The organism is uncultured Allobosea sp. (genome assembly GCF_945956895.1).
GTDB lineage: Bacteria > Pseudomonadota > Alphaproteobacteria > Rhizobiales > Beijerinckiaceae > Allobosea.
The window spans coordinates 87,546-102,235 of record NZ_CAMFJF010000005.1 but is presented as its reverse complement, the minus strand read 5'-3'; the positions used below and the strand labels follow the sequence as shown (position 1 = coordinate 102,235).

General features: G+C 67.0%; 14 protein-coding genes and 1 tRNA gene. 6 read left to right on the top strand and 9 right to left on the bottom strand.

Annotation, left to right across the window (positions count from 1 at the left end):
* Positions 1 to 60: 60 nt before the first annotated feature.
* A complete protein-coding gene (locus Q0Q02_RS05120; protein WP_293807492.1) occupies positions 61 to 1,296 on the bottom strand; it encodes a urate hydroxylase PuuD in 1,236 nt (411 codons plus the stop codon).
* Positions 1,297 to 1,523: 227 nt separating this feature from the next.
* Between Q0Q02_RS05120 and uraH the strand changes: the two genes are divergently transcribed.
* The 3 genes from uraH to Q0Q02_RS05105 all read left to right on the top strand — a co-directional run bounded on the left by uraH (position 1,524) and on the right by Q0Q02_RS05105 (position 3,636).
* Positions 1,524 to 1,877 (top strand): hydroxyisourate hydrolase, encoded by a 354-nt coding sequence (gene uraH / locus Q0Q02_RS05115; RefSeq protein WP_293807491.1) that lies wholly within the window; start codon positions 1,524 to 1,526, stop codon positions 1,875 to 1,877.
* A 3-nt stretch (positions 1,878 to 1,880) separates the two neighbouring features.
* A complete protein-coding gene (gene puuE, locus Q0Q02_RS05110) occupies positions 1,881 to 3,305 on the top strand; it encodes an allantoinase PuuE (RefSeq protein WP_293807490.1) in 1,425 nt (474 codons plus the stop codon).
* Between the two features lie 172 nt (positions 3,306 to 3,477).
* Positions 3,478 to 3,636 (top strand): hypothetical protein, encoded by a 159-nt coding sequence (locus Q0Q02_RS05105; RefSeq protein ID WP_293807489.1) that lies wholly within the window; start codon positions 3,478 to 3,480, stop codon positions 3,634 to 3,636.
* A gap of 150 nt (positions 3,637 to 3,786) precedes the next feature.
* Here the strand turns inward: Q0Q02_RS05105 and Q0Q02_RS05100 are convergent, their stop codons facing one another.
* Positions 3,787 to 5,190, bottom strand: a complete 1,404-nt coding sequence (locus Q0Q02_RS05100; RefSeq protein ID WP_293807488.1) for an SNF2-related protein — start codon at positions 5,188 to 5,190, stop codon at positions 3,787 to 3,789.
* Positions 5,191 to 5,429: 239 nt separating this feature from the next.
* On the opposite strand from Q0Q02_RS05100, the gene Q0Q02_RS05095 reads away from it, so the two are divergent.
* Positions 5,430 to 6,818 carry a M20 family metallopeptidase gene (locus tag Q0Q02_RS05095; protein ID WP_293807487.1) on the top strand — a complete coding sequence of 463 codons (1,389 nt, stop codon included), beginning with the start codon at positions 5,430 to 5,432 and terminating at the stop codon, positions 6,816 to 6,818.
* Positions 6,819 to 6,824: 6 nt separating this feature from the next.
* Here Q0Q02_RS05095 and Q0Q02_RS05090 read toward each other — a convergent pair whose 3' ends face one another.
* From Q0Q02_RS05090 to Q0Q02_RS05070, 5 genes are all read right to left on the bottom strand, one after another.
* Positions 6,825 to 7,082 (bottom strand): hypothetical protein, encoded by a 258-nt coding sequence (locus Q0Q02_RS05090; RefSeq protein ID WP_293807486.1) that lies wholly within the window; start codon positions 7,080 to 7,082, stop codon positions 6,825 to 6,827.
* A 74-nt stretch (positions 7,083 to 7,156) separates the two neighbouring features.
* Positions 7,157 to 7,615: an MgtC/SapB family protein gene (locus Q0Q02_RS05085; protein ID WP_293807485.1), complete on the bottom strand. Its 459-nt coding sequence runs from the start codon at positions 7,613 to 7,615 to the stop codon at positions 7,157 to 7,159.
* 113 nt (positions 7,616 to 7,728) lie between these two features.
* Positions 7,729 to 7,804: transfer RNA gene (locus tag Q0Q02_RS05080), tRNA-Lys, on the bottom strand.
* Positions 7,805 to 7,943: 139 nt separating this feature from the next.
* Positions 7,944 to 9,215, bottom strand: coding sequence for a solute carrier family 23 protein (locus Q0Q02_RS05075; protein ID WP_293807484.1), 1,272 nt, complete (start codon positions 9,213 to 9,215; stop codon positions 7,944 to 7,946).
* Positions 9,216 to 9,538: 323 nt separating this feature from the next.
* Positions 9,539 to 11,116 carry a 2-isopropylmalate synthase gene (locus Q0Q02_RS05070; RefSeq protein ID WP_293807483.1) on the bottom strand — a complete coding sequence of 526 codons (1,578 nt, stop codon included), beginning with the start codon at positions 11,114 to 11,116 and terminating at the stop codon, positions 9,539 to 9,541.
* Between the two features lie 417 nt (positions 11,117 to 11,533).
* On the opposite strand from Q0Q02_RS05070, the gene Q0Q02_RS05065 reads away from it, so the two are divergent.
* A complete protein-coding gene (locus Q0Q02_RS05065) occupies positions 11,534 to 12,175 on the top strand; it encodes a YoaK family protein (protein WP_293807482.1) in 642 nt (213 codons plus the stop codon).
* Between the two features lie 69 nt (positions 12,176 to 12,244).
* Entirely contained in the window at positions 12,245 to 12,577 is a 333-nt protein-coding gene (locus Q0Q02_RS05060) for a hypothetical protein (RefSeq protein WP_293807481.1), read from the top strand.
* Here the strand turns inward: Q0Q02_RS05060 and Q0Q02_RS05055 are convergent.
* Together Q0Q02_RS05055 and Q0Q02_RS05050 are read right to left on the bottom strand one after the other, a co-directional pair.
* Positions 12,565 to 14,301 (bottom strand): SulP family inorganic anion transporter, encoded by a 1,737-nt coding sequence (locus Q0Q02_RS05055; protein WP_293807480.1) that lies wholly within the window; start codon positions 14,299 to 14,301, stop codon positions 12,565 to 12,567. The genes Q0Q02_RS05060 and Q0Q02_RS05055 overlap by 13 nt on opposite strands.
* Positions 14,302 to 14,388: 87 nt before the next feature.
* Positions 14,389 to 14,640 carry a helix-turn-helix transcriptional regulator gene (locus Q0Q02_RS05050; protein WP_293807479.1) on the bottom strand — a complete coding sequence of 84 codons (252 nt, stop codon included), beginning with the start codon at positions 14,638 to 14,640 and terminating at the stop codon, positions 14,389 to 14,391.
* Positions 14,641 to 14,690 lie beyond the last annotated feature (50 nt).

Here is a 14,690-nt window from a genome sequence, read left to right as displayed (position 1 = left end):
CGTCGCGCGACCCCTCACCCTAACCCTCTCCCACAAGGGGAGAGGGGACAGCGCAGCGCTTCAGCGCGCCGCCGCGAGCCAGCCCGCCAGCACCTGCCGCTCAGCCGGGGTCATGCCCGAAAGGTTGTTCGGCGGCATCGCATGGGTCATCACCGCCTGCGTGCGGATGGCGCGGGCGTGCATGGCGATCTGCTCCGGCTCGTGCAGCAGCACGCCCTTCGGCGCGATCTGGATGCCCGGCCATGACGGCTCCGGCGCGTGGCACATCGCGCAGCGCCCGGATACGATATTCGCGACTTCGGTCGGCGGCGGCGTCATCCCTGCCGGCAGGATGGGCTTAGCCAACTCGCTCGCCTTGAGGCCGAGCTGCTCGCGCCCGCCGGGCGAGGACGACATTGCCACCCAGAAGGCAAGCCACAGCGCCAGGATCGCCACCGCCCAGCACCACCAGGGCGACTTGGCATGGTCGGCATGGCGGATATTGAAGAAATGCCGGATCAGCGCGCCGGCCACGATCACCAGCGCCACCAGCAGCGGGATCACTGTCGAATTGGCATAGGTCACCGGATAATGGTTCGACAGCATCAGGAACAGCACCGGCAAGGTGATGTAGTTGTTGTGCGTCGAGCGCTGCTTGGCGGCCTTGCCGTATTTCGGATCGGGCGTCTCGCCCGCGACCAAAGCCGCAATCACCTTCCGCTGGCCGGGCATGATGTTGAAGAAGACATTGGCGGTCATGATCGTCGCCATCAGCGCACCGGTATGGATCAACGCGCCGCGTCCCGAGAAGACATTGGCGAAGGCCCAGCTCGCCGCGACGACATAGCCGAAGCCAACGAGCCCCAGCCAAACGTCGTGCTTGCCGAGCGGCGACTTGCACATCAGGTCGTAGATGAGCCAGCCGATCACCAGCGCCGCGATGCCGATGGCGCCCGCCGCTAGGGCTGAGAGCTGCATCACCGCCGGATCGATCAGGTAGAGCTCCGACTGCGCGTAATAGACCCAGACCAACAGGAAGAAGCCGGAGATCCAGGTCCAGTAGCTCTGCCATTTGTGCCAGGTCAGCTCGGCCGGCATCACGGCCGGCGCGACCATGTACTTCCGCATCTCGTAGAAGCCGCCGCCATGCACCTGCCAGGCGCGCCCGCCTGTGCCAGGCGGAATGTCCTCGGCCGGCTTCAGCGAGGCGTCGAGATGGATGAAGAAGAACGAGGCGCCGATCCAGGCGATCGCCGTGATGACATGGAGCCAGCGTAGCATCATGCTACCCCATTCCATCAGATAGGCTTCGAGCATGGCGCTGTGCTCCGCGAGGACTGGTGGCCTTCCCGAATCCCGACGATGCGGCTTCGGCAATGCGACGCTACCCTGCTTTAGCCGCCGCCGAAATCGCCCCGCGCACCCGCGTCGATTGACATCCGGGAACATGATCTTATCGCAAAAGCCAATATTCACCGGCGCGACCGGCGCTCTACACTCGTCAAGAACGGGGCATGTTCGGCATCCGCGCCCCAGGAGAACGCATGGGACATCTCTCGACGCATGTGCTCGACACGGTCAACGGCCGCCCCGGCGCTGGCATCGCGGTGACGCTGGACCGGCTGAGGGCCGACGGCTCGCGCGAACGGTTGGCCGAAACCGTGACCAACGGCGATGGCCGCACCGACGCCCCGCTTCTGACCGGAGCTCTGGTGCCCGGCACCTATGAACTGACCTTCGCGATCGGCGTCTATTTCCGCGGGCTCGGCACCACCCTGCCCGAGCCCGCCTTCCTCGATCTCGTCCCCATCCGTTTCGGCATCGCCGAGCCGGAGGGCCGCTATCATGTCCCGCTCCTGGCCTCGCCCTGGAGCTATTCCACCTATCGCGGCAGCTAGAGCATGACCCAGACCCCCTACCCCCGCGACATGAAGGGCTATGGCCGCGCGGCTCCGCATCCGCATTGGCCGGGCGAGGCCCGCATCGCCGTCCAGTTCGTGATCAATTACGAGGAAGGCGGCGAGAACTGCATCCTCCATGGCGACGCCGCCTCCGAGGCCTTCCTCTCCGAGATCGTCGGCGCCGCGCCCTGGCCGGGCCAGCGCCACATGAACATGGAGTCGATCTACGAATACGGCTCCCGCGCCGGCTATTGGCGGCTCTGGCGGATGTTCACCGAGCGGAACATGCCGGTCACCGTCTTCGCCGTCGCCAGCGCGCTCGCCCGCTATCCCGAGATCGTCGGCTCGATGCAGGAGGCCGGCTGGGAGATCGCGACCCACGGCCTGAAATGGATCGACTATCGCGACACGCCCAAGGAGCGCGAACGCGCCGATATCCTGGAAGCCATCCGCATTCAGACCGAACTCACCGGCGAACGCCCGCTCGGCTGCTATCAGGGCCGCACCTCCGAGAACACCATTCCGCTGACGATGGAGGAAGGCGGCTTCCTCTACACGGCCGACATCTATGCCGACGAGCTGCCCTACTGGCTGAACGGCCCGAAGGGGCCGCAGCTCGCTGTGCCCTATACGCTCGACGCCAACGACATGCGCTTCGCCACGCCGCAGGGCTTCAATACCGGCGAGCAGTTCTTCACCTATCTCAAGGACTCGTTCGACACGCTCTATGCCGAGGGCGAGGCCACGCCGAAGATGCTGTCGATCGGCCTGCATTGCCGCCTCGTCGGCCGGCCGGGCCGCGCCGCCGCGCTCGCCCGCTTCCTCGACTATGTGAAGAGCCATGACCGGGTCTGGGTCGCGACCCGCCTCGACATCGCCCGCCACTGGGTCAGGACGCAGCCGCCTCAGGGAGGCTACGTGCCCTCGAAGCTACCGAAGGCCCTCTTCACCGAGGTCTTCGGCCGCGTCTGGGAGCATTCGCCCTGGATCGCAGAGGCCGCCCACAACGCCGGCATCGGCGCGAGCCATGACACCGCGGACAGCCTGCACGCGGCGATGGCCGCGGCGATGCGCAAGGGCTCGGACGAACAGCAGAAATCCCTGCTCGCCGCCCATCCCGATCTCGCCGGCAAGCTCGCTGCCGCAGGCGAGCTCACGCCGGAATCAACGCAGGAGCAGGCCGGTGCCGGGCTCGACCGCCTGACCAGCGACGAGCGCGCCCGCTTCACCGCCTTGAACGAGGCCTACAAGGCTCGCTTCGGCATCCCCTTCATCATGGCGGTGAAGGGCGCGACCAAGGCTCAGATCCTCGCCGCCTTCGATGTGCGATTGAAGAACACGCCGGAACAAGAAACCGCGACGGCACTGGCGGAGGTCGAGAAGATCGCCCTGTTCCGGCTGAAGGAACTGCTGCCGGCGGCCTGAGGCCTCCTGCAACAACCGCGTCATGCTCGGGCTTGACCCGAGCATCTCGGAAACCAGTGCCCTCTCGTCCTGAGATTCTCGGGTCGAAGCTCCGCTTCGCCCGAGAATGACGCGTTCCCCGGAACCTCCCCTTCCTCCCCGACGTTAATGCGGCTGGAAAAGGAGAGTTTTCGTGTTCCGACTGCTTCTGGTCATCATCGTGCTCGTCGTCGGCTATGACGCCGTCGTGCATCAGGGCGCCTATACGCGCGACGCCTGGAACAGCATTGCCCGCCTCACCAGCTCATCGGTCGAGGGCGCAAAGGAACTCGGCGAGCGCGCCCGCAACTGAGAGTTCGGCACAGTTTCTCATAATATGCGCGCGTCATCCCGGACGTAGCGAAGCGGAGATCCGGGATCCATCATAGAACGCCGCGCCCGACGATGGATCCCGGGGCAAGCCCGGGATGACGGCATGGTTCCCCGCCCTGTCGGCAAGGGTCTACGCGGCCGCGCGGCCCTCGACGATCCCGGCGATCGCCTCCAGCATCCGCGTATCGTCGCCGGCAAGCCCTTCCATCGCCGCCATGCGTTGGATCACCGTGCCCGCGATCGCCTCCTCCACCGTGTCCTCGGCATAGGCGTAGAAGATCGTCGCGTGCTGGCCGTCGCGATGGCAGCGCCCCTCGATCTGCTGGAGCTGGATCGCGCTGTGGCGCATGTCATGGATGACGAGCGCCCGCTCGCGCTCGCCACCCGGCATCTCGCCGCGATGCAGCGAGATCGACTCGGTCACGGTGAAGATCACCGCATCGAGCTGCCCGGCCTGGAAGGCTATGCGCGTTTCCTCATTCTGCGTGCCCGAACGCTCGCCATTGATCTCGGCCGTGCGCCAGCCGCGCCCTCGCAAAGTCTCGGCGAGCATCGCACTGGTCTCGAGGAAGGCGACGGAGATCGCGACCTGCTCATCATTGCCCAGCAGGTCCTCACAAAAGTCGGCGGTGCCGGGAATGCGCAGCAGGCTGGCCTTCTGGCGGAAGCGCAGATCGGCGGCCCAGCCCTGCGGCTTGCGCGTCGAACCACCAGCCAGGCCCAATTCCTTGCGGAACTCACGCCAGGTCGCGTCATAGAGCTTGCGGGCGGCGGTATCGAGCGCGACCGGCGCCAGCTCGCGCTGTACCTCCGGCCAGCCGGCGATCTCCTCGGGCCGGCGACGCAGGCCGATCGCGTTCGCCCCGCGATAGAGCAGATCGGCCATCACCTTGCGATCGACCTCGTTCGGCTCCCAGCTCCAGTTTTTCCAGCGGCCCTTGGCACGACCGATCTTCAGGCGCTTCATCAGCCCGCGAAACCCGTCGAGGTCCGCGGTCGGCATACCGGCGGCCTTCGCCAGTAGCGGTGCGAGATAAGACAGTTCATGCGGCGACTGCCCGGCGGTCGCGCTCATATGGATCGTGAACTCGGCCGCTTCCGCCATCTGCCGGCAGACCAGCCCCTGCTGCGAGTTCGGATTGCGGATGCGATGCGCCTCGTCGATCACCACGAGCGGCCAGACGCGCTTCGGCCGGCCATGCTTGGCGATCTCGTTGTTCTTCGCCCGCGTCGAGCGCTTCTTGCTGTCGGCGACAGGCGCGAGCAGCGATTTCGTCTTCTCGAAATTCATCAGCGTCACGCGCTTCGCCGGCAGGCCGGACAAAGCCATGGTCCGCCGCCATTGCGGGATCGCGCCCTTAGGGCAGATCACCAGAACCTCCTCCTCCGGCATCGCCGAGAGCGCCAGCCAGGCCGAGAGCGTCTTGCCGAGCCCGGTGAGGTCCCCGAGCAGGAAGCCGGCCGCGCCCTTCCCCCGCGCCTCCAGGATGGCGTCGCGCGCAACGAGCTGGTGCGGATGCGGGATCATGGTCATGGGCGGATAAAAGCCGATCTCTCTGCGTTTGCCGTCATTGCGAGCGAAGCGAAGCAATCCAGGAGGGCTGGGCTGAACTGTTCGACCCGGCCCCCTGGATTGCTTCGTCGCTTTGCTCCTCGCAATGACGACTACGCCCGCCCCGTGGATAAGGCATGGCGCGCCCGGCTCTCTTGGCACTGGCGCAACCTCACGTCCACCGGCACTGTACCGGCCACTTATTGGGAGACGACAAGACCATGACCCGCGCGCAGGCGATCGCGAAAGCTCAGGACTATTTCGATTCAGGCCGGATGAAGACCGATCTCAGCCGGCTCGTCGCGATCCCCACCGAAAGCCAGAACCCCGACCGTGCTCCCGTGCTGGGCGAATATCTCGACAAGGAGATGCAGCCGCTGCTCGAATCGCTCGGCTTCACCTGTCGCATCCTGACTCATGCCAAGGCGCGCGGCCCCTTCCTCTATGCCGAGCGCATCGAGGACCCGGCCCTGCCGACGATCCTCGGCTACGGTCATGGCGACGTCATCCGCGGCCTCGACGCGCAGTGGAGCGAGGGCCTCTCGCCCTGGAAGCTCGTCGAGCGTGACGGCCGCTGGTACGGCCGCGGCGTCGTCGACAACAAGGGCCAACATCTCATCAACATCAACGGCCTACGCGCCGTGCTGGAGACGCGCGGCAAGCTCGGCTTCAACGCCAAGTATCTGATCGAGATGGGCGAGGAATCCGGTTCCCCCGGCCTGCGCGAGCTTTGCGAGGACGAGGCCGAACTGCTCAAGGCCGATATCCTGATCGCCTCGGACGGGCCGCGCCTCAATGCCGAGCGCCCGACCGTGTTTTTGGGCGCACGCGGCGTCATCACCTTCGATCTCCAGATCAAGGCCCGCGAGGGCGGCCACCATTCCGGCAACTGGGGCGGCATCCTCTCCGATCCGGCGATCCAGCTCGCCCATGCCATCGCCTCGATCACCTCGCCCACCGGCCAGATCCGCATCCATGAATGGGTGCCGAAGGAGCTGCCCGACGGCGTGCGTCGCGCACTCGCCGATTGCGAGATCGACGGCGGCCCGGACGGTCCGACCATCGATCCGAACTGGGGCGAGCCCGGCCTCTCTCCCGCCGAGCAGGTCTTCGGCTGGTGTTCCTTCGACGTGCTGGCGATGAAGTCCGGCGTGCCGGAAACGCCCGTCAATGCCGTGCCGCCGAGCGCCTGGGCGCGTGTTGCGCTGCGCTTCGTCGTCGGCATCGATCCGCGCGACGTCGCCCCGGCGCTCCGCCGCCATCTCGACCGCCACGGCTTCAATATGGTCGAGATCATCATGCCGGGCACCGAGCGCTTCGGCGCGACGCGGCTCGACCCCGACGATGCCTGGGTCCGCTTCACGATCGATTCGATCGCGGAGAGCACCGGCAAGAAGCCGGCGCTGCTGCCCAATCTCGGCGGCTCGCTGCCGAACGACATCTTCGCCGAGATCCTGAAGCTGCGCACGATCTGGGTGCCGCATTCCTATCCCGGCTGCTCGCAGCACGCGCCGGACGAGCACCTGCCGACCGCCATCGCCCGCGAGGGCTTGGTCGCCATGGCCGGACTCTACTGGGATATCGGCGCAGGCAACGCTCCGAAGGTCTAGGCTGGATTATTCCTGTGGCTGGCGCGGATCGCGCCCCGGCGGCAGGTCGATCGGCCCCGCCGGAGGAGCCTCCGGCGGCGCATTCAGCGGCAATTCCGGCGGCGGTTCGGCCGGGGTGCCCTGCGGTGCCTCGTCCGGCGGCGATTCGACCGGCGGCGCCGGGGGAACCTCGCCCGGAATCAGCGGTGGCGCCTCGGGCGGCGGATTCGGAATGGCCGGTGCATTGCCGGGAGCGGCCGCAAGGCCTTGATCCAATTGCATCATGTGAAACCTGTCCTTTCGGACAGGAACGCCCGAGCCGCCGAAAGGCTCCCTCCCGCTCAGGGAAGCGCCGCAGCTCAGTCCGGCGGTCGCGAGGCTCCCTCGTCGCTCGGCAGCGGATGGCGGCGCTGCAACCAACTTTCCAGCGAATGGTCGAGAATCAGCAGCACGAGCGCCAGAACCGTGGCCGCCAGCGTCACCGACCATTTGCCCAAGCCTGCGGAGCAGCCGAGCGCTGCGGTCACCCAGATGGCCGCCGCCGTGGTCAGGCCGTGGGGCATCAGGTCGCCGTCGCGGCGGATGATCAGGCCGGCGCCCAGAAAGCCGACCCCGGTCAGCACGCCCTGGACCACACGGCTCGCCGCATCGGGATGGAGTGTCTCGCTGAACAGGCTCGCCGCCGCAGCGGTGCCGAGCCCGACCAGCCCGAAGGTCCTGAGGCCCGCGCTCTTGCGCTGGAGCGTCCGCTGCCAGCCGACTGCGACGCCAGCCACAAGGCCGGCCAGAAGCCGCAGCACCAGTTCCAGTTCGTCCACGATGCCGCTCGCTCCGCCGTCGCCACCATCGACGATAGCACAGCCCTCAAGCCGGCGAAGGCGCGAGCCGTTCGCATCGGCGAGATCTATTCAGCGATGTTCAGGAAAGGTCGTGGTGGGTGATGTAGGGCTCGAACCTACGACCCGCTGATTAAGAGTCAGCTGCTCTACCAACTGAGCTAATCACCCATACGCCACGAAGCGTCGCCGGTCAGCGGCGTTGGCCGCGTCAGGCAGGGGGCGTGTAGCAAAGGCCCCGCCCCCTGTCCACCCATCTGTGACAGATTTTTCAAACACGGCGAAAAAGGCTTCGCCGTGCTGTGGATTATCAGGCCGTACGGCGGTTCAGCAGGTGGTAGAGCACGATCGCGCCGAAGGTCGCGGTGCCGATTCCGCCGAGCTCATAGCCGAAGATCGGCAGCTTCAGGTCGCCGGCGCCGAGAATCAGCGCGGTCGCCACCGTGATCAGGTTCTTCGGCTCGGAGAAATCGACCTTGTTCTCGACCCAGATCCGGCCGGCGGTCGCGGCAATCAGGCCGAAGACCACGACCGCGAGGCCGCCGAGCACCGCAACGGGGATCGTGCCGATCACCGCGCCGAATTTCGGCGAGAAGCCGAGGAGCAGCGCGATCACGCCGGCCGCGACGAAGACCAGCGTCGAATAGACCCGCGTCACCGCCATCACGCCCATGTTCTCGGCATAGGTCGTGACGCCCGTGCCGCCGCCCGAGCCGGCGATCATGGTGCCGAGACCATCGGCGAAGAAGCCGCGCCCGATCAGGTGGTCGAAATTGCGCCCGGTCATCACCGAGATGCCTTTGATATGGCCGAGATTCTCGGCGACCAGGATGATCGCGACCGGCACGATCAGCGTGATCGCCTTCATGTCGAAGACCGGCGCCACGAATTTCGGCAGGCCGAACCAGGCGGCGGCGCCGATCTTGCCGAAATCGATCGTCGGCGCGCCGAAGCTCGACGCCGTCAGCGCATAGAGGATGTAGGCCGCGAGGCCGCCGATGAGCACCGGCAGGCGCTGGGGCAGACCGCGCCCGTAGACGGCGACCAGCGCGACCGCGATGACCGTGAACAGCGCGATCCACTTGGTATAGGGGCTGGCCGAGATCATGCTGATCGCGACCGAGGTCAGGTTGAGGCCGATCGCGGCCACGACCGCGCCGGTCACGACCGGCGGCAGCAGCTTCTCGATCCAGGCGGTGCCGACGCCCTGCACGATCAGGCCGATCGCGGCATAGACCGCGCCGCAGGCGATGATGCCGCCGAGCGCCACGCCGATATTCGGGTTGGGGCCGGAGCCGGCATAGCCGGTCGCGGCGATGACGACGCCGATGAAGGCGAAGGAGGAACCGAGATAGCTCGGCAATTGGCCGCGCGTGATCACGAAGAACAGCAGAGTCGCGATGCCGGAGAAGAAGATCGCGACATTCGGGTCGAAGCCCATCAGCACCGGCGCCAGCACCGTCGAGCCGAACATGGCGACGACGTGCTGCAGGCCGGCGATCACGGTCTGGCCGGTCGGCAGCCGCTCATCCGGCAGCACGGCGCCGGAGGTTTTCAAGGTCCAGTTCGGAAAATAGCCCATCGGCATCGCGCTCCCCAGGGTCGCCGGGGGAGCGACCGCACCGGACGTGCAGATGAGAGCAAAAACCGAGCCGGCGCCAGATAGCGCCGGCGTCATCCACTGGAATCGAGAGTGGTCAGCGTGTGGGGCAGCGCTGTCATCCCGTGCGCGCTGCGGCATGGAATGCCGCTGCGCAGACACGGGACCGTGCCCCGTAAGAGGCGCCCTTGCGGAGGCCGTGAGGAAGGGAGCCCCAATCGTCACGCGGTCCCGTGTCTGCGCAGCAGCGTTCACGCTGCAGCGCGCACGGGATGACACATGTCCCCAAGAGCGCCCTTCCCCTCTTACTCCGCCGCCTGTGCGTGCAGGCGCCCGCCCCGCGCGATCAGCTTGTTGAGCGCGGCGAGATAGGCCTTGGCCGAAGCCACCAGCGTGTCCGGATCGGCGCCGCGGCCGCTGACGGAGGAACCGTCGCGCGCGAGACGCACCGTCACCTCGGCCTGGGCATCGGTGCCCTCGGTCACGGCATGGACATCGTAGAGCTCCAGCGCCACCTCATGCGGCACGATCGCCTTGATCGCGTTGAAGATCGCGTCGATCGGTCCGTTGCCCTCGACCTCCTCGGTGACCAGGCGGCCATCGACATTCAGCTTCATCGTCGCCCGCTGGGGCCCGCGCGTGCCGGCGATCACCGTCAGCGATTCCAGCTTGATGCGGTCATGGGCGGTCGCGATGTTCTCGTCGACCAGAGCTTCGATATCCTCGTCGTAGACATGCTTCTTGCGGTCGGCCAGCGCCTTGAAGCGGGTGAAGGCGTCCTCGAGCTGGTTGTCGCCCAGCTCGTAACCCATCTCCTTCAGCTTCGAGCGGAAGGCAGCCCGGCCGGAATGCTTGCCCATCACCAGCGAGGTCTTGGTCACGCCGACCGATTCCGGCGTCATGATCTCGTAGGTGGTGTTGTTCTTCAGCATACCGTCCTGGTGGATACCACTTTCATGCGCGAAGGCGTTCCGGCCGACGATCGCCTTGTTGTACTGCACCGGGAAGGAGCAGGCGCTCGAGACAGCTTTGGAGACGCGCATCAACTGCGATGCGTCGATGCCGGTGTCGTAAGGCAGGACGTCGCCGCGCACCTTCAGCGCCATCACGATCTCTTCCAGCGAGGCATTGCCGGCGCGCTCGCCGATGCCGTTGATCGTGCACTCGACCTGACGGACGCCGCCCTCAATCGCCGCCAGCGAATTGGCGACGGCCAGGCCCAGATCATTATGGCAATGCGCCGAGAAGATCGCCTTGTCGGCATTCGGCACGCGCTCGCGGATCGACTTGAACATGAAGCGATACTCGTCCGGCGTGGCGTAGCCGACCGTATCGGGCAGGTTGATCGTCGTCGCGCCGGCCTTGATCGCCGCTTCGACCGTGCGGCAGAGATAGTCGATCGGGGTGCGGGTCGCGTCCATCGCCGACCATTCGACATCCTCGACCAGGTTGCGCGCCTGCTTGACGGTGGCGGAGATGATCTCCAGCACCTCCTCCTGCGTCTTGCGCATCTGGTGCTCCAGATGGATCGGCGAGGTCGAGACGAAGGTATGGATGCGCGGCTTCACCGCATGGCGCACGGCTTCGCCGGCCCGGGCGATGTCGATGCTGACGGCGCGGGCGAGACCGGCGATCGTCGCGCGCTTGCTCCGGCGGGCAATCTCGGACACGGCCTCGAAATCACCGTCCGAAGCGATCGGGAAACCGGCTTCGATGATGTCGACGCCCATCGTATCGAGGGCCTCCGCGACCTCCAGCTTCTCCTCGAAGGTCATGGTGGCGCCGGGGCACTGCTCGCCATCGCGCAAGGTGGTGTCGAAGATCAGGACGCGGTCTTTGCCCGAAGGATTCTGGGCGGAGCCGGACTGGGTCGGGTTGGTCATGGTTCTGCTTCCGGTGTCGATGCGCCGCGAGATCGGAAAAGGCGGGCGCTGGGTTTTCTGTCGGCGGTTCTCGTCAGTCCCCTGAGCGCCCAGGCAGCATGCCCGGCCGGCCCTCAGGGGCAGCTAAGGAGAAGGAGGCCGAGAAGCGAGAACCGGGCGCGTGCGAGGGGAGCGCGAGCGCGCATGCCGACGACCTGCGCAGCGGCGCAGTCCTTCGTCAGGTCATGGCGGGCGGTCGAAACCACAGGCGTTCCTCAAATCGACGGGACAGGATGTAACCGAAGCAAAGGGCGAAGCGCAAGCATATGTCGCATGCAGTTGCCGGGGGGCGGTCAGGCGTCGTCGCGACCTATGATAGGACAACGCCGATTCGGCCGGCTTCCGCGACCGATCGATGACCCAGGATTCGTATTCGTCATGATGCGCTACCAGAGGCGCGAGATCGCGCTCGCGGCCTGTTTCTCGGCGCTTGCCGGCTATGTCGACGCGCTCGGCTTCATCACGCTCGGCGGCTATTTCGTCTCCTTCATGACGGGCAACACGACACGGCTCGGCATTGAGCTCGCGGGCGGCCGGGCCGGCGGGGCCGCGCTCGCCGGCGGCATCATCGCCCTCTTCGTCAGCGGTGTCGTACTCGGCTCGCTCGTCGGCCATGCGGCCGGCCGGCAGCGCGCGCCAGCCGTGCTCGGCATGGTCACGATGCTGCTCGCGCTGGCCGCGCTGCTGGAAACGAGCGGCGCGACGCTTCCGGCGGTCGGCCTGCTTGCGGTGGCGATGGGCACGGAGAACGCCGTCTTCCAGCGCGACGGCGAGGTCACGATCGGCCTGACCTACATGACGGGCACGCTGGTCAAGATGGGGCAGCGGATCGCCGCCGCCATGCTGGGCGGGCCCAAGCGCGCCTTCCTGCGCCATTTCCTGCTCTGGCTCGGGCTGATGGGCGGCGCCTTTCTCGGCGCGGCCGTGCATGGCTGGATCGGCCTGACGGCCATCTGGCTCGCGGCCGCCGCGGCAGCCGCGATGACGGTCGCCGCGACCTTCTTCCTGCGCGACGGCTGAGCCGCAGGTCGCTGGCGCGGCCCGCGAGAATCGGCAATGGTCGGCCTTCTGATCGTAGCGGAGAGACCGATGCGCGCGCTGCCCCTTCTCGCCCTCGCGAGCTTCGCCCTAGCCGCCTGCCAGAGCGCCGGACCGCCCCCTGCTCCGGCTCCGGAGCAGGCCGCCCCCGGCGTGACGCCGAGCACCTTCCACATGCCGGGTGGCACAGGCTGCTCCGGTGAGGTCGAGCGGTTCCAGGCGGTGATCGATAACGACGTCGCCACCGGCCACACGACGAAAGGCGTCCACGACCGCGTCAGCAGCGAGATCGCGCGCGCCCGCACCACCTGCGCGGCCGGCAACGAAGCCGGCGCGATCGGCCAGATCCGCGCGACCAAGGCCAGGTTCGGCTATCCGGGTTGAGATCCTGGCGCTTCCGCCAGATCGACACTTGCTGCTCTTGCGTGCCCGGCCGCAACGGCTTCGCTCACCGACGAGGCGAAACGCACCCGCGGCCGCCTGATGCCATGGATGAGAAGCGTGCGGCGCACCGCCCTCCTGGCCCCGGCGATCTGAACGACGGCGCCGCGCCGATTGGCCTTGCGCACGAAGCCGTCGAGCGTCGCCGCACCGGTCGAGTCGAGCAGGGAGACGGCCGAAAGATCGACGACATAGGTCTTGGGCGCCTCGCCGATCCGGTCGAGCGCCGCCCCCACTGCCGCCGAGGCACCGAAGAAGAAAGCGCCCGAGATCCGCACCACCACCACATCGGGATCGGTCGCCGGCGCGGCATCATAGGGCTTGCGCCCGTTGCCATCGGCCGTGTCGGCGCGATCCTCGTCGATCATCGGCACGCCATCTTCCACGGCGACCGACTGCGCCATGCGATGCAGGAAAAGCAGTGAGCTGACGACGAAGCCAGCGACGATGCCGGTGCTCAGATCGACGAAGATCACCAGCAGGAATGTCACCAGCAGCACGACGGCATCGCCCCGCGAGGCACGGATCAGCGTCGCGAATTCGTGCTTCTCGGCCATGTTCCAGGCCACCACCGCCAGCACCCCCGCCAGCGCCGCGAGCGGGATGTAGGAGGCGAGCGGTGCTGCAACCATCATGAACAGCAGCAGGAAGACCGAATGTAGCATGCCTGAGACCGGTCCGCGCGCGCCGGAGCGGACATTGGTGGCGGTCCGCGCGATATTGCCGGTGACGCAGATGCCGCCGAACAACGGCGAGGCCATGTTCGCGAGCCCTTGTGCCACCAGTTCACAATTGGAGCGGTGTCGTCGGCCGGTCATCGAATCGGCCACCACAGCCGAGAGCAGGCTCTCGATGCAGCCGAGCAGCGTGAAGGAGAGCGCGTTCGGCAGCACCGCCACGACCTTCTCCCAGGAGATCGCCGGCAGGTGGGGCAGCGGCAGCGTCTGCGGGATGCCGCCGAAGCGCGTTCCGATGGTCTCGACCGGCAGCCCAACGATGGCTGCCCCTGCAGCAGCGACGGCAACGGCGATGATGAAGGCCGGCCAATGCGGGCGCAGGTGGCGCAGCAGCAGGATATGGCCGATGGTGACGGCGGTGACGATGATCGCGGCCGGGTTCGCGCTCGGCAGCGCGCCCGCGAGCGCCTCGAGCTTCGGCAGTAAAGCTCCCGGCTCATGCGCAAGGGAGAGGCCCAGCAGGTCCTTGATCTGGCTGGCGAAGATGATGGCGGCGATGCCCGCCGTGAATCCGACCGTGACCGGATAGGGAATGTATTTGATGAAGGTGCCGAGGCCGAGCAGGCCGACCGCCGCCAGCATCAGACCGGAGAGGAAGGTCGCGAGCAGGAGCCCGTCCACCCCGTGCTGCGCCACGCAAGCTGCAACCAGCACGATGAAAGCGCCGGCCGGACCACCGATCTGGAAGCGGCTGCCGCCGAACGCCGAGACGATGAAGCCACCGATGATCGAGGTGTATAGGCCTCGATCCGGCGTGACGCCCGAGGCGATGGCGATGGCCATTGAAAGCGGCAGCGCGACGATGGCGACCGTCAGCCCGGAGATCGCATCGGCTCTGAGATGGCTCAGGCCATAGCCTTCGCGCAGGACGGTCAGCAGCTTGGGGGTGTAGAGTTCAACGAAGCTGGGCTTGATGCTCGTGGCGGCCATGACGACCCTTTCCTGTGCCACTCGGAGCGGGGTCGTCGGCCGGGTCGCGGTCGGCGCCGCCCTGTCGCAACGGGTTCCGGCAGGCGATCAGGGAGGAGCCTTGAGGCGGACGCCGCGCCCGCCGACACTACTGGTCGCATTCTCGCCGATCAGCACGATGCCGGCGCGGTCGAGCGCTTCGACGACGCGGGTGAGCGATTCGATCATGCCGCGCACCGTGCCGCTGCTGCGCTCCATGCGCTGGATCGTCGGCACGGAGACCCCCGCCATCTCGGCGAGCTGGCGCTGGTCGATCCCGAGCATCGCCCGGGCAGCTCGCATCTGCGCAGCGGTCATCATCAGCTGGCCCGCATCGCTGAAATCTCGGCTTGAATATATCGCGCATCTAG

Coding starts and splice junctions, on each gene's coding strand:
- Q0Q02_RS05120 (WP_293807492.1), bottom strand. CDS start 1,296: ATGCTCGAAGCCTATCTGATGGAATGGGGTAGCATGATGCTACGCTGG.
- uraH (WP_293807491.1), top strand. CDS start 1,524: ATGGGACATCTCTCGACGCATGTGCTCGACACGGTCAACGGCCGCCCC.
- puuE (WP_293807490.1), top strand. CDS start 1,881: ATGACCCAGACCCCCTACCCCCGCGACATGAAGGGCTATGGCCGCGCG.
- Q0Q02_RS05100 (WP_293807488.1), bottom strand. CDS start 5,190: ATGACCATGATCCCGCATCCGCACCAGCTCGTTGCGCGCGACGCCATC.
- Q0Q02_RS05095 (WP_293807487.1), top strand. CDS start 5,430: ATGACCCGCGCGCAGGCGATCGCGAAAGCTCAGGACTATTTCGATTCA.
- Q0Q02_RS05090 (WP_293807486.1), bottom strand. CDS start 7,082: ATGATGCAATTGGATCAAGGCCTTGCGGCCGCTCCCGGCAATGCACCG.
- Q0Q02_RS05075 (WP_293807484.1), bottom strand. CDS start 9,215: ATGGGCTATTTTCCGAACTGGACCTTGAAAACCTCCGGCGCCGTGCTG.
- Q0Q02_RS05070 (WP_293807483.1), bottom strand. CDS start 11,116: ATGACCAACCCGACCCAGTCCGGCTCCGCCCAGAATCCTTCGGGCAAA.
- Q0Q02_RS05065 (WP_293807482.1), top strand. CDS start 11,534: ATGATGCGCTACCAGAGGCGCGAGATCGCGCTCGCGGCCTGTTTCTCG.
- Q0Q02_RS05060 (WP_293807481.1), top strand. CDS start 12,245: ATGCGCGCGCTGCCCCTTCTCGCCCTCGCGAGCTTCGCCCTAGCCGCC.
- Q0Q02_RS05055 (WP_293807480.1), bottom strand. CDS start 14,301: ATGGCCGCCACGAGCATCAAGCCCAGCTTCGTTGAACTCTACACCCCC.
- Q0Q02_RS05050 (WP_293807479.1), bottom strand. CDS start 14,640: ATGATGACCGCTGCGCAGATGCGAGCTGCCCGGGCGATGCTCGGGATC.